We start from the raw sequence: 13,736 nt of genomic DNA on the forward strand, positions 1-13,736 counted from the left end.
GCGACTTCGTCAGCCGAAGCCGTTCACCAGGGCGTTCGCGTGGGCCAGCCCGCTCTCCGCGGAGATCTCCCGCACCGTCTGCGGCGTCCGCACGGTGGCGAACTCGACGCGGTCCTCCCGCCGCAGACAGCCGTACACACCGGGCCGCGGCAGGCTGTTGTACGCCCACGGCGCCGAGAAGTAGTAGGCGCCCGTGTCGTGCAGGACGACCCAGTCGCCCTCGGCGAGCTCGGGCAGCGGGCGCTCGTGCGCCACGACGTCCCCGGCGAAGCAGAGCGGCCCGGCGACGTCGTGCGGCAGCGCCGGCCCCTTTTTCGGCGTGCCGTCGGGGCCGTACGCGCTCACCCGCACCGGCCAGTCCTGCGGCATGAAGACCGTGCGGGTGGCGACCTGCGCGCCGGCGTGGGTGACGGCGACGCGGCGGCCGCCCGCCTCCTTGACGTACTCGACGCGGGCCGCGAGGAAGCCGTTCTTCGCGAGCAGGGAGCGGCCGAACTCCGTCACCAGCCGGTAGCGGCCGTCCAGCAGGGCCGGCTCGGCGGCCGTGAGCGCGGCGACGTACGCCGCGTAGGTCGGGGTGACGCAGTCGTCCTCGAAGTTGACCGGCAGCCCGCCGCCCAGGTCGAGGCTGGTGATCTGCCGGCGGCCGGCCCGGGCGTCGATCTCCTCGGCGAGGCGGTGCAGCGCGGCGAGCCCCCTGCCGATCAGGGGGAGCGGGCAGCCCTGCGAGCCGACGTGCGCGTGCAGCCGGGTCAGCCACGGCCGCCGAGCGAACGCCTCGACGACCCGCTCGCGGGCCCCCGGATCGCGCAGGGCGACACCGAACTTGGAGTGGGCGGTCGCCGTGCTCATAGCCCCGATGGCCCCCGCGCCGACCTGCGGATTGACCCGCAGCCCGATGACGGAGGAGGAGCCGGTCGGCCGCAGCTCGTCGACGCGTTCGAGTTCCGCCAGGCTGTCGGCGTTGAGGGCGACGCCCAGGGACAGCGCCTCGTGGATCTCCGCCCGGGTCTTGGCCGGCGAGTCCAGCACGATCCGCGCCGGCGGGAACCCCGCGTCCAGCGCCAGCCGCAGCTCGCCGGGGCTGGCCACCTCGCAGCCCATGCCCGCCTCGGCGAGCAGCCGCAGCACCGGCACCAGGGCGCAGGCCTTGGCGGCGAAGGTGTGCAGCACGTCCGGGACGTCCCCGAACGCCTCGTGCAGTCCGGCGACGCTGTCCCGCACGCCCCGCACGTCGAGGAACCCGGCGAGCGGCCGGTCGGCGCCGAGCAGCCCGTCGGCCACGGCCTGGCGGACGGCCGCGGCGACGTCGGCGGTCGTCACCCCGCCCGCGGTGGTGCGGTCGGGGGCCGGTGCGGTGGTGCGGGTGGTCTCGGTGGGGATCGACACGTCCTGGTCTCCTTCGCTTCGGTGCGACGGGGCGCCGCCGGGCCCGGGCGGTACCTCCAGGTTCGCCCCGGGGCGGGCTCCGCGTCTTCGGCCGGCCGCACAAAGACGACGGCGACCTTCGTGTACCCGCACAAAGGGCTCCCCGCCGCCGTCACGGAGGCGGGGAAGCGGTGGCCAGACGCGCCGCCAGGGTCAGCAGCAGCCGTGTGTCCGGATCGTCCACGTCGACCCCGTCCCGCTCGCGGAGGCGGACGATCCGGTACCGCAGCGTGTTGGGGTGCACGACGAGCCGCCCGGCCGCCGCCGTCACGTCGCCCCCCGTGTCGAAGTACGCCGCCAGGGTCCGCACCAGCTCCCCGCCGCCGGCCAGGTCGGCCCGGATCAGCTCGTGCACGGGGCCCTCGCCGGACTCCCAGACCGGCCGCACCGCGTCGAGAATCCGCAGCGTCTCCACTGCCGCACCCGCCCCGGCGGCGTCCGCGTACCGGGCCGGGCGGGGCGCTCCCGTCGCCGCGGCCCGCGCCTCCCGCTCCCGCAGCGCCCGCATCACCAGCACGGCCCGGTCGTAGGACTCCGCGGCCCGCTCCGGCGGCCCCACCGGGCCGACGCCCAGCCACACGGGGGCGCAGTCCGGCGACGACGACACCGCCGCGTCGAGTTCGCGGACGACGGCCAGGACGGCGGCCTCGTGATCGGAGGCCGACGCGTCACCGGTCACGAGCAGCGCGAGCCGGTCGCCGTCGCGCAGCACCCCGGTGCCGGGGCGGTGCGCGGCGAGCTCCAGCACCAGCACCTCCAGCGCGCGGTCGTCCGCCCGCGCCGGCTCCCGCTCGGCCACCACCGCCGCGCACGGCGCGTCCGGGGACAGTCCCAGCGACCAGGCGTGCGTACGGCGGTCCCCCAGGCCGTGCAGCAGCCCGCGCAGGGCGCTCTCCCGGCGGTGGGCCGTGCCGCTCTCGCGCAGCCGCTCCCGGACGAGCAGCGGGGCGGCGAGACCGGCGGCCGTGCGCAGATGGCGCGCCGCGTCGGGGGCGAGGGCCGCGCCGTCCGCGGCGGCCCAGATCGACCCGAGCACCTCCCGCCCGCTGCGGACGGCCACCACCAGCCGCTCGGGCGTGTCGCCGTCGGCGGGACGGTGCAGGACGTCCCGCGCGGTCCACAGGGCCCGCAGCAGACCGCTGCGGCGCAGCTCGGCGACCCGCCAGTCCGGCACCCGGCCGCCCAGGATCACCGCGCGGCGCAGCGGGTCGGCGCCGGGGCCGGTGGCGGAGTGCGCCAGCACGCGCAACCGCGTGTCCTCGATCGTGATCGACCCCTTCACGTACGCGGCCACCCGTGCGGCCAGCGCCGCGAGCGAGGGGATCGCCTCCGGTCCGCGCACCGCGTCCCCGGCGTCCCCGGCGTCCACGGCGTCCTCGAGTCCGGCCCGGGCGTAGGACAGGGCCGACCGCAGCAGCCCGGCGACCTCGGCCCAGCGGACCCCGCCCTCGCGCACGAGGAGGGCGAGACCGGCCTCCCGGGCGGCGTCGAGGGTCGCCGCCGCGGAGGGCGGCTCGCCCAGGACGACGGCGCAGGCGCCCCGCAGCGCCGCCTCGCGCACGGTCGCGGCGTCCGGTGCGGCGCCCACCGCCAGCAGCAGCGTCCCGGGCCGGCCGGGCGCCAGGTCGTCCATGCCGACGGCGATCCGGTGCACGACGGCGTCCCCCGCGGGCGCGCACAGCAGACGCAGGGCGTTCCCGTCCTCGAACGCCAGCAGGTCCCGCAGAGCCGCGGGTGCTGCTGATGTGTCCTCGGGGTTCGACTCCTCTTCGGGCGACGGGAGTTCGCCGGAAGACGGGGGCTCGTCGGGGGCTGCCTGCACCAGTCTGCTCTCCCGCTGTCCGGGGCGGCGCGCGACGTCTGTCGCCTGAACGGGGTCGAGAATAGGGACCGTCACGGTGCCCGTGGACCGGATGGACGGAAGCGGAGCACCTGAACGGCCGCTGCTGATCCCTCCACAGGACATCGCTTGACGCTCCGTCGCACGGCCAAGTGGCTGAAATTGTGCCCCCGAAAGGTGATTTGTTCCTCCGGTGCGCATGATTCGCCCACTTCCGGGCACACGCTGCCCACTACACCTGGAGAGAGGGGCGCTCGTGATCGTTCCGGACCCGAAGGCCGTCAGGACGCTGCTGACCCGGTTCGCGGCGCTGAAGATCGCGCAGGCGGAGCAGGAGCGGCCGGAGACGGCCCGTGAACTGGAGGACGTCACCTACACGCTGTGCGTGCTGATGGGCACTTCCGACGTGCGTGAGGCCGTCGACGCGGCGGACCAGCTGCTCGCCGCCGCGATGCGGGGACCGGCGATCCCGGGGCCGAAGCGGGGGACCGACGAGGACAGCGGGCTCTGCGTAGCCGTCTGAGCCCGCGCGCAAGGTGATCCGGTGGGGGCTCGGCGTCGCGCCGGGCCGCTCATCGCCGCCGAATCCGGTGACGGCGACTCAGGGAACCGCCGCCCCGCAGCAGTCCACGTGCCGGGAGCCGTTGTCCGGGTCGGGGCCGGCCAGCCATTCCGCGATCGTGCGGGCGATCGGCTGGCCGGTCTCCACCTCCACGAAGCCGAACTGGCCGGACTGGTTGCACTCCAGGAACCACCATGTGCCGTCGGCGTCCTCGGCGAAGTCGAAGGCGCCGTAGGTCAGTTGGGCCTCCCGCAGATACGTCCGCACGGAGTCGGCGAGCCGTGGCGGCACCTCGACCGGGCGCCACGGTTCGGTCGAGGGCGCGAAGCGCACGTCCACCGCGTCGGGATCGCCGTCGGGGTCCGTGGCCTTGCGGGCGGCCAGCAGCCGGTCGCCCACCGCCGTGAGCCGTATGTCGGCCCGCTTGGCGACCCGGCGCTGGAGCAGCGTGGGGCCGTAGGCGACGGCGGCGAAGTCGGCGCCGGGCGGGACGCGCGTGGTCGGCACCGCCCGGGGCGGGTCCTGCGGATGCGCCCCCGACACCGGCTTGACCACCAGGTCCGGGTAGCGCTCCGCGAAGTCCCGGGCCGCCTGCGGGAAGGTCGTGATGAGCGTCGCCGGCACGGGCAGGCCGCTGCTCTGGGCGAGCCGCAGCTGCCAGGGCTTGTGCCGGGCCCGACGGGCCGCGTCCGGATGGTTCATCCAGCGCGCCCCGCTGCCGCGGAGCATCCCGTACAGCGCCTGCGTGGCCTCCTCCGTGAGCCACGCGGACGGCTGGGGTGCCCGGGCCGCGGCCGTTCCGGGCCGGCGGACCCACACGGACCGCAGCGAGTCGAGACTCACCAGCCGTCCGGCGGACGACAGATGGCCCCGGAACGCTCCGTGCACGTACTCCGCGGAGAGCGCGACGGTGTGCGTGAGATCGGCGGGGTCGAGCCGTACGACGGGGACACCGGCGGCGTTCAGGTGGACGACCACCATGTCCGCCGTGACGTCCTCTTCGCAGGTCATGATGAGCACGGTCATGTTCGTGGCCCGCGCTCAGTCGTCGAAGTGCGTCTTGGACCCCGCTGTCGAGGTGGTCGTCCCCAGTTCTCTCAGCAGGGCGTGGTCACGAGCGGCGATCCGGCCGTCCAGGAGCACGTTCAACTGCAGTCCGGGGTCGTAGGCGTACGGAGTTGCGAACTCCAACTCCGCCGCGGGGCGTGCGTAGTTGAGCGCGAACGGTTGCATCGGTTTCTCCCTCGTCGGTACTGCCTCGATCAAGCGGTGCCGCTGTGCGACGTCACTCGGGCCCGCTGGTGGTGCGACCTTCAGTGACTTATACGAATCGAACGGGTGCTTGGTTTCCTTACTCTCCGTGATCATCACGGATTCCGGGTCCGGCACAGGGAGCTGAGCTGGGGTGATGGGTCCTGAAAAAGCCCAAAATTCTTTCCGGCGCGGTCAGTTGACGGCCCCGGCCCCGTCCGGCGTGCCGTCGGGGGAGTCGCCGGGGGTCCGGCGCAGTGACCGCAGGGCGAGCAGGAGGACTCCGATGTCGTCGAGATACACCGGGTCGGGCAGCGCGTCGACCGGCAGCAGGAAGTAGGCGATCGCACCCCAGAACACCCAGCGCGACCCTGTCGGCAGGCCCGCCCTGCGCAGGCCCCGACGGGTCCTGACCAGGCGTATCAGCACCCAGGCGGCCGCGACGAACAGTGCGGCCGCCAGCAGCGCCGCGACGGCGACGAGCGTGGTGGTCGTATCCACGGGCCCTCCCTGTGCGCGGTCCGACGCGCGGTGTCCGCTGTTCCCCCTGCTCGGGTTCCCCCCGGCTGTCGAATTCCCCCTACTCGAGTCCCGAATTCCCCCTTTCCGGTGGGAATATCGCGATGACCGGACGGCGGATCGGCGACCGGGCCGGACGGTAGCCGGTGAGGCGGACGTCACACGCGCGCCGCGCCCGAGTCGTCGGGAATGTCCGATGATCGGGAATGTCTGATGATCGGCGCGAAGGTGGAGCAACGGCCGGTTCCGCCCCGGGTTCGCTCAGCTCGCCTGCCCCCGACCCGGCCGTCGCCGCTCGGTCACAGAGAGTTCATCGCCGCCAGCACCCGGTCCGGCGTGAGCGGCAGTTCCCGCAGCCGTACGCCGGCGGCGTGGTGGACCGCGTTGCCGATCGCGGCGGCCGTGCCCACGATGCCGATCTCGCCGATCCCCTTGCCGCCCAGCGGGTTGAGGTGCGGGTCGTGCTCCTCGATCCAGTGCGCCTCGATGTCCGGCACGTCGGCGTGCGCGGGCACGTGGTACGACGCGAGATCCGACTCGGCGAAGTCGCCGAAGGCGGCGTCCACGGTGCTGCCCTCGGTCAGCGCCATGCCCAGACCCATGGTCATGCCGCCGACGAACTGGGAGCGCGCGGTACGGGAGTTGAGGATCCGCCCGGCCGCGTACACGCCCAGCAGACGCCGCACCCGCACCTCGCCGGTCACCGTGTCCACGGCCGTCTCGGCGAAGTGCGCGCCGAACGCGTGCCGGGCGTACGGGGACTTCGCGTCCGCCCGCCCTGCCGTGTCCGCGTGCTCGACCAGCCCCTCCTCGGGGATCCGGCCGGGGCGGCCGGCCAGGCGCTCCGCGAGCCGGGTGCACGCCTCGTGCACCGGCCAGCCCCAGGACGCGGTGCCCGAGGAACCGCCCGCCAGCGACGCGGACGGCAGGTCGCTGCTGCCGACCCGGATCCGGATCCGCTCCGGCGTGACGCCAAGGGCGTCGGCGGCGATCTGCGCGAGCACCGTTCGGGCGCCCGTGCCGATGTCGGTGGCGTTCGTCTCGACGAGGAAACCTCCGTCCGGCAGCGCCCGCGCCGAAGCGGTCGACGGCCCGACCAGCACCGGGTAGGTCGCTGCGGCCACCCCCGTGCCGATCAGCAGCGGCCCCTCCGCCCGTATGCCCGGCCTGGGGTCGCGCCCCTCCCAGCCGAACCGGCGTGCGCCCTCGCGCAGGCACTCGACGAGATGCCGGCTGCTGAACGGCCGTCCGCTCTCCGGTTCGGTCTCCGGCTCGTTGCGCACCCGCAGCTCGACCGGGTCCATGCCCAGCTCGACGGCGAGCTCGTCCATAGCCGACTCCAGCGCGTACATGCCCGGCGCCTCCCCGGGCGCCCGCATCCACGACGGCGTCGGCACGTCCAGGGCCACCACGCGGTGCAGCGTGCGCATGGCCGGGCAGGCGTACATGACGCGCGCCGGCGTCGCCGCCTGCTCCACGAACTCCTTGATCCGCGAGGTGTGCGTGGCGACCTCGTGGACGAGGGAGGTCAGCCGGCCGTCCGCGTCGGCGCCCAGCCGCAGCCGGTGCTCGGTCGGCGCCCGGTGCCCCACCGTCGACGGCAGGAACCGGCGGGGCAGCGCGACCGTGACCGGACGCCCGGTGCGCAGGGCGGCCATCACCGCCAGCACCACGTCCGGCCGGGGCGTGCCCTTGGAGCCGAAGCCGCCCCCGACGTGCTCGGCGGTGACGGTGATCCGGTCCTCCGTCAGACCGAACAACCCCGCCAGCACCGCCCGCACGGTCGTGGTGCCCTGGCTGGAGGTGTGCACGGTCAGCCGCTCGCCGTCCCACTGCGCGGTGCTGGCGTGCGGCTCCATCGGATGGTTGTGCAGCGGCGGCACCCGGTAGCCGACGTCCACCCGGGCGGCCGCAGCCGCCGACGCCCCTTCCGGGTCGCCCTGTTCGGTGACGGCGAGATACCCGCCGTTCGCCTTCTCGGGGACGTACGCACGCGGATGCGAGGCCGACAGGATGACGTCGTGCGGCTCCCGCGCGCAGGAGACGCGCACGGCGGCGGCCCCCTCCCTGGCCGCCTCCGGGCTCTCCGCGACCACCAGGGCGACACACCAGCCCCGGTGCGGGATCTCCGGGCCCTGGAGGACGGCGAGGGTCGCGTCGTCCGGCTCGCCCAGACGCGGCGCGTTCTCGTGTGTCAGCACGTCGACGACGCCCGGCAGCCGCAGCGCCTCGGAGGCGTCCACGTCCGTCACCCGGCCCCGCGCCACCGTCGCCGGCACGGGTCGCGCGAACAACCGCCCCGGGGAGGCGAACTCGGCCGCGTAGCGAGCCGCCCCGGTGACCTTCTCGTGCCCTTCCCGCCGCTCGACGGGGGCGCCCACCGCCGCGCCGCTCATGATTCCTCCCCGTGCGTCACTCGTGGCCCGTCCCCCGGCGGTCCCGGCGGCACGAGCCGCGTCAGGACGTCGACGGCGACGTTGCGGGCGAGCGGCACCTTGTACGCGTTGTCGCGCAGGGGCCGCGCAGCCGACAGTTCGAGGTCGACGGCGTGCTCGAACGCCGCCCGGGTCGGGGCCGCGCCCAGCAGCGCCTCCTCGGCCTTCCGGGCCCGCCAGGGCCGGTGCGCCAACGCCCCGAACGCGATCCCCGCGTGCGCCACCACGCCGTCCCGCACCTGGAGCACGGCGGCGACCGAGGCCAGCGCGAAGGCGTACGACGCCCGGTCGCGGGCCTTGCGGTACGCCGACGGCAGCCCGGCCGTCGCCGCGGGCAGCACCACGCCGGTGACCAGTTCCCCCGGCTCGATGACGGTGTCCAGCTCCGGACGGTCCCCGGGCAGCCGGTGGAACTCCGCCGCGTGCACCCGGCGCACCCCCGCGAGCCCGTACAGCTCCACCTCCGCGTCCAGCGCGGCCAGGGCGACGGCCATGTCCGACGGGTGGGTGGCGACACACTGCTCGGAGTACCCGAGCACCGCGTGGTCGCGGTGCACACCCTCCAGGGCGCCGCACCCGCTGCCCGGCGCACGCTTGTTGCAGGGCTTGGAGACGTCCTGGAAGTACGGGCAGCGGGTGCGCTGGAGCAGATTGCCGCCCGTGGTCGCCGCGTTGCGCAACTGCCCCGACGCGCCCGCGAGCAGCGCCTGCGACAGCGCTGGGTAGCTCTCCCGGATCCGGGGGTGCGCGGCGAGGTCGCTGTTGCGGACCAGGGCCCCGACCCGCACCGAACCGTCCGGCAGCACCGTCACCTCGTCCATCGGGATCCGGGTGACGTCGATGAGCGCGGACGGCTGCTCCACGCCGAGCTTCATCAGGTCCACGAGGTTGGTGCCGCCGCCGAGATAGCGGGCGCCCGGGTGCGCGGCGTAGGCGTCCGCCGCCTCGGCGAGGCTGCCGGCCCGTACGTAGGCGAAGGGCTTCACCGGATCACGTCCTCGACCGCGTCGACGATACGGGGGTACGCCCCGCACCGGCACAGGTTGCCGCTCAGCCGCTCGCGGATCTCGTCCCGGCTCAACGCGACGGGCCCGGCCGGCGCGCCCGCGTCCGTGACGTGCGAGGGATGACCGGCCTCCGCCTCCGCGATGGCACCGACCGCCGAGCAGAGCTGCCCCGGCGTGCAGTACCCGCACTGGAAGGCATCGCGCTCCATGAACGCCCGCTGCAACGGATGCGGTCCCTCGCCGTCGTCGGCCAGCCCCTCCACGGTCGTGACGTCACAGCCGTCCAGGGACACCGCGAGCAGCAGACAGCTGTTGACCCGCCGTCCGTCCACCAGGACCGTGCACGCGCCGCACTGCCCGTGGTCGCAGCCTTTCTTGGCGCCGGTGAGCTCCAGGTCCTCCCGCAGCACGTCCAGCAGGACGCGCCGGTGGTCGACGGTGAGGGTGTGCGGTTTGCCGTTGACGCGCAGGGTCGTGGTCGACCGGTGGGGGTGGGGAGGCGCCGCGGGACCGCCGCCCGCGGAGTCGTGCTCGCTGTCCATGACCGGACCCCTTCCGGAAGACCCGTGCTGCCGCTGCCGTGGGGACCGCGTATCCAGCAGACGCGGACCGACACCCCGGGACGGGTCAGGATTCGGGAACGGGCGCGAGGGGTGAAGGGGCGGTCGCGGTGGGTGACGGGTGCGAGGAACGGCTGGGACGCCGGTACCCGGCCGTCCGGGGCCCGGGGCCGCCGGTGCCCCGGAATACGACGTTCGCCCCGTCAGGCGAAGGTCGCCCGCCGCCGCCCTAGCGGTCGGCCGCCTGCTGCCGCGCCGGGGCTTCCGTCGCGGGCGCGAGCTCCGGCGCGTGCTCCTTCACGCTCTCGTGCACGCCGCCCGGCGCGCCCTCCTCCGAGGCCTCCCGGGGGGCCTGCGAGTTGGCGTCCGGGGCGGGGCCGGCCTGCTCGTCGTGCGCCTCCTGCCCCGTGGTCGTGGACCTGGGGGCGGGCAGGGGGCGCAGGCCCATGGCCGTCACCTTGAGCCGCTCCAGCGTCCGGCCCAGCTGCTGGAACGGCGACCCGGTCGCCCTGGCCTGCGGCTGGGCGCGCTCGCCGGCCGCGGCCGCCTCCCGGTAGGCGGCGAGCGCCTCGTGGGCCTGCTCGGCGGCCTCCCGGTACAGGTCCCGGGACTGCGTCATCGCCTCCAGCGCCTCGGAGTACATCGCCACCAGCTGCCGCTCCCGCGCCAGCTCCTCCTCCAGGGTCAGCAGCTGCCACTGCTCCCGCAGCACGGTCAGCGCGGCCTCGCCGCCGTCCGGCAGCGGCCGGGGCAGATCGGCGAACCTCCCTATGGCGTCGAGGAGTTCGGCGGGATGCGTGCCGTCCAGGAACATGTTGCGCACCGAGTAGTCCGCGCCGTCGTAGCCGTCCGGGGCGGGGGAGCCCGGCAGCACCACGGCGCCGCCGCGCGGCAGCTCCACCCCGGCGTCGCGCAGCGCCCAGTTCACGGTGCGCAGCTGGTGGGGCGCGGCACGGTGCTCGACCACGCGGTGGTGCAGGCCCGGCGGCAGGAGCGGCACCAGCGTGCGGCGGCCGCGCTCGTCGGGGGTCATGGCCTCGTGCACCAGGACGTGAACGGTCCAGGTGTCGCGCAGGGCGCCGCGCAGTGTGCGCTTGACGTCCTTGTCGTCGTCCGGGAGCGGGTTGATGTCCAGGTAGCGCTGGCCGGTGACCGTCTCCTGGCCCCACGGGGTGTCGGCGTCCCACGGCCAGAACATCTCGGCGGGCGACGGCCACCGCAGGTCCCAGGGCCGCTCCGCCTCCGCGACCAGCGTCCACTCCTGCCCGCGCCCCGACCACTCCGCGAGCGTCAGCCGGGCGCGGACGGTCACGTCGCCGGGCAGCACCCAACGGGCCTCGAAGGCGAGCTCCCCGGCGGGGGCGTCGGCCCCGGACAGCTCATGGAAGTCCAGGACCGTCCCGTCGTCCTTGAGGGACTGCAGGTGCTTGCGGAGGACGTCCGGCGCGGTCGGTCCGGTGTGACGGCCGCGGGCGAGCCACACCGTCGAGGGAGTCGGTGGCGGGACGGGCGGGGAGGTGAGCATGAGTCCATTCGGAGGGCGGGGTGACGACGTACGGCTGCCAGTATCGTCGTCGACGGCGGGTGGGCGATCAAGCGGGGTCCACGGCATGCCGCCGGGGCCCGCTGAGGGTGCGCCTTCCCCACCGGGCGGCGCGTCACGCGCCCCGATGGAAGCACCGGCCCGCGCGCCGGGCGCGCGACGCGTGCGCTCCCTCACGGAGTGCGCTCCCTCAAGAGTGGCGCCCCTCGGGGTGTGCGCCCCTCACACGGGGTGTGAGGGATTCACCACTGCGCCCCCGGGCGCACCCATGGCCCCCTCCACCCCCCGCCCCGGAGAATCGACCCGGCGAACAGGGCTCGCCCACCATCCGCGTCGGGGCGGGCCCTGTTCCCCCGAACGAACCCTCGGCTAACCTGACGATCATGATGCGGAGCCCCGTCGAGCTGGTGATCTTCGACTGCGACGGTGTGCTCGTCGACAGTGAGCGGATCTGCGTCAAGGTCGACGCGGTGGTCATGGCCGAGCTGGGGTGCGCGTTCACCGAGGCGGAGATCGTCGAGCGGTTCGTGGGGTCGTCCACCGAGGTGTACACCGCGGCCGTGGAGGAACGGCTCGGCCGGCGGCTGGATAAGGGCTGGGAGCAGCGGTACGAGCATCTGTACGAGGAGGCCATCGAGGCCGAGCTCACCGCCGTGGACGGCGTGGCCGACGCTCTGGAGCGTCTCGCCACGGGCGTGTGCGTGGCGTCGAACGGCGGACACGCCGGCATCCGGCGCAGCCTGACGCTCACCGGTCTGCTCCACCACTTCGAGGACCGCGTCTTCAGCGCGGCCGACGTGCGTCGGGGCAAGCCCGCCCCCGATCTCTTCCGGCACGCCGCCCGCACCCTCGGCGTACGCCCCGAGCGGTGCGTGGTCGTCGAGGACAGCGCGTACGGGGTGCGGGCGGCGCGGGCCGCCGGGATGCGGGCCTTCGGATACTGCGGCGGCCTCACCCCGGCCTCACGACTCGAAGGTCCGGACACCGTCGTGTTCGACGACATGCGCGACCTGCCCGGACTCCTGGCGGCCGCCGAAGGCTGAGCCGGACGCCGGTCCGAGGTATCTGCCCCCTTGGGCCACTCCCGTCCTCCGCCCCACGGGGACCGGCACCGCTGAGGCGAGGATTCCACGTGCACGACCGGTGCGCCGCACCCGCTCTCCTGACACTATGTCAGACGTCTGGGAGCGCTCCCACAGCCGCGCTCCCGAGCCGGCTGCCACCAGGAGGGGACATGGCCCAGAGTCGGAACGAGCCCGCGAGCGGCGAGCACAGAACACCAAGCCGGAGGACCGTCCTGGCGACGATGGGGGCCCTGCCGATCCTCGCCGCCGCCGCGTCGGCCTCGGGAGCCGCCGAGGCCGACGCCGCGACGATCGCCGCCACGGCGGTCATCGACCCCTCGGCGCGGCGCCAGACGATCCGGGGCTTCGGCGGCATGACCCACTCGGCCTGGATCGGCGACCTGACCGCCGCCCAGCGGGACACGGCCTTCGGCAACGGTGACGGTCGGCTGGGCTTCTCCCTGCTGCGGATCCCCGTCCCCGAGGACCGGTCGGCCTGGAGCCGCGACCTGGCGACCGCCAAGCGCGCGGTCGAACTCGGGGCGACGGTCATTGCGTCGCCGTGGAACCCTCCCGCCACCATGGTCGAGACCTTCGTCCGGGGCAGCCAGACCGACGCCAAGCGCCTGCGGTACACCATGTACGCCGCCTACGCCGCCCACCTGAACGACTTCACCGTGTTCATGCGGCAGAACGGCGTCAACCTGTACGGCATCTCGGTGCAGAACGAGCCCGACTACGCCCATGACTGGACCTGGTGGACCCCCGCCGAGATGGTCCGCTTCCTGCGGGAGAACGCCGGTGTGATCAGCACCAGGGTCATCGCGCCGGAGTCCTTCCAGTACCTGAAGAACGCCTCGGACCCGATCCTCAACGACCCGGTGGCGCTGGCCAACACGGACATCATCGGGGCCCACCTCTACGGCACGCCGTTCGGGAACCTCCCCTACCCCCTCTTCAAGCAGAAGGGCGCGGGCAAGGAACTCTGGATGACCGAGGTCTACCACCCCAACAGCACCGATTCGGCTGACCTCTGGCCCCAGGCGCTCGACGTGGGCGAGCACATCCATCGCGCCATGGTGGACGCCGAGTTCCAGGCGTACATCTGGTGGTACATCCGGCGTGGCTACGGCCCCATGCGCGAGGACGGCAGGATCAGCAAGCGCGGCGCCGCCATGGCGCACTTCGCCAGGTTCGTCCGGCCCGGCCACACACGGGTCGAGGCGACGGCGAAGCCGCTGCCGGACGTGTACGTCTCGGCGTACCGGGGTGACAACTCCACGGTCGCCGTCGTCGTCAACAAGAGCGCCTCCGCGGTCAGTCAGCGCTTCACCCTGGCCAACGGCACCGCGGCCGGCGTCGCGTCCTGGCTCACCGACGCGAGCCGGAACGTCGCACCCCAGGCCGCGACCGCCGTCTCGAACAACGGCTTCACCGCCACACTTCCCGGCCGCAGCATGACGACGTTCGTGATCCGCTGACCCGCACCCTCACCCGCACAACCGCCCCGACCGACGGCCCGCCGGA

Annotated in this window: 12 protein-coding genes; 3 read left to right on the forward strand and 9 right to left on the reverse strand. The window is 74.3% G+C overall.

Translation table 11 applies throughout. The features are described from left to right. Positions 1 to 9 precede the first annotated feature (9 nt). Together ACFYXA_RS06135 and ACFYXA_RS06140 are read right to left on the reverse strand one after the other, a co-directional pair. The gene (locus ACFYXA_RS06135) at positions 10 to 1,323 is read right to left on the reverse strand and encodes a diaminopimelate decarboxylase (protein WP_352251754.1); all 1,314 of its coding nucleotides are present in this window, start codon (positions 1,321 to 1,323) and stop codon (positions 10 to 12) included. A gap of 217 nt (positions 1,324 to 1,540) precedes the next feature. Further along, a complete protein-coding gene (locus tag ACFYXA_RS06140; RefSeq protein ID WP_389028555.1) occupies positions 1,541 to 3,250 on the reverse strand; it encodes a PucR family transcriptional regulator in 1,710 nt (569 codons plus the stop codon). A 274-nt stretch (positions 3,251 to 3,524) separates the two neighbouring features. Between ACFYXA_RS06140 and ACFYXA_RS06145 the strand changes: the two genes are divergently transcribed. Continuing rightward, positions 3,525 to 3,791: a DUF5133 domain-containing protein gene (locus ACFYXA_RS06145; RefSeq protein ID WP_352251710.1), complete on the forward strand. Its 267-nt coding sequence runs from the start codon at positions 3,525 to 3,527 to the stop codon at positions 3,789 to 3,791. A gap of 78 nt (positions 3,792 to 3,869) precedes the next feature. Here ACFYXA_RS06145 and tgmB read toward each other — a convergent pair whose 3' ends face one another. From tgmB to ACFYXA_RS06180, 7 genes are all read right to left on the reverse strand, one after another. Then, complete coding sequence (gene tgmB / locus ACFYXA_RS06150; RefSeq protein WP_389028558.1) at positions 3,870 to 4,856, reverse strand: ATP-grasp ribosomal peptide maturase; 987 nt, start codon at positions 4,854 to 4,856, stop codon at positions 3,870 to 3,872. Positions 4,857 to 4,871: 15 nt separating this feature from the next. Beyond that, complete coding sequence (gene tgmA, locus ACFYXA_RS06155) at positions 4,872 to 5,063, reverse strand: putative ATP-grasp-modified RiPP (protein WP_352251714.1); 192 nt, start codon at positions 5,061 to 5,063, stop codon at positions 4,872 to 4,874. A gap of 213 nt (positions 5,064 to 5,276) precedes the next feature. After that, positions 5,277 to 5,582: a YkvA family protein gene (locus tag ACFYXA_RS06160; protein WP_352251716.1), complete on the reverse strand. Its 306-nt coding sequence runs from the start codon at positions 5,580 to 5,582 to the stop codon at positions 5,277 to 5,279. A gap of 317 nt (positions 5,583 to 5,899) precedes the next feature. Next, positions 5,900 to 7,996: a xanthine dehydrogenase family protein molybdopterin-binding subunit gene (locus tag ACFYXA_RS06165; RefSeq protein ID WP_389028562.1), complete on the reverse strand. Its 2,097-nt coding sequence runs from the start codon at positions 7,994 to 7,996 to the stop codon at positions 5,900 to 5,902. Continuing rightward, complete coding sequence (locus tag ACFYXA_RS06170) at positions 7,993 to 9,021, reverse strand: FAD binding domain-containing protein (protein ID WP_389028565.1); 1,029 nt, start codon at positions 9,019 to 9,021, stop codon at positions 7,993 to 7,995. The genes ACFYXA_RS06165 and ACFYXA_RS06170 overlap by 4 nt, the downstream gene beginning before the upstream one ends. Further along, positions 9,018 to 9,584 carry a (2Fe-2S)-binding protein gene (locus ACFYXA_RS06175; protein WP_389028568.1) on the reverse strand — a complete coding sequence of 189 codons (567 nt, stop codon included), beginning with the start codon at positions 9,582 to 9,584 and terminating at the stop codon, positions 9,018 to 9,020. Before ACFYXA_RS06175 ends, ACFYXA_RS06170 begins: the two co-directional genes overlap by 4 nt. Before the next feature lie 247 nt (positions 9,585 to 9,831). Continuing rightward, the gene (locus tag ACFYXA_RS06180) at positions 9,832 to 11,127 is read right to left on the reverse strand and encodes a hypothetical protein (RefSeq protein WP_389028571.1); all 1,296 of its coding nucleotides are present in this window, start codon (positions 11,125 to 11,127) and stop codon (positions 9,832 to 9,834) included. Positions 11,128 to 11,528: 401 nt separating this feature from the next. On the opposite strand from ACFYXA_RS06180, the gene ACFYXA_RS06185 reads away from it, so the two are divergent. Both ACFYXA_RS06185 and ACFYXA_RS06190 read left to right on the forward strand, forming a co-directional pair. Further along, positions 11,529 to 12,188, forward strand: coding sequence for an HAD family hydrolase (locus tag ACFYXA_RS06185; protein ID WP_389028574.1), 660 nt, complete (start codon positions 11,529 to 11,531; stop codon positions 12,186 to 12,188). Between the two features lie 191 nt (positions 12,189 to 12,379). After that, the gene (locus ACFYXA_RS06190; RefSeq protein ID WP_389028577.1) at positions 12,380 to 13,690 is read left to right on the forward strand and encodes a glucuronoxylanase; all 1,311 of its coding nucleotides are present in this window, start codon (positions 12,380 to 12,382) and stop codon (positions 13,688 to 13,690) included. Positions 13,691 to 13,736: the final 46 nt, after the last annotated feature.

The organism is Streptomyces sp. NPDC002566 (genome assembly GCF_042889585.1).
Lineage (GTDB): Bacteria > Actinomycetota > Actinomycetes > Streptomycetales > Streptomycetaceae > Streptomyces.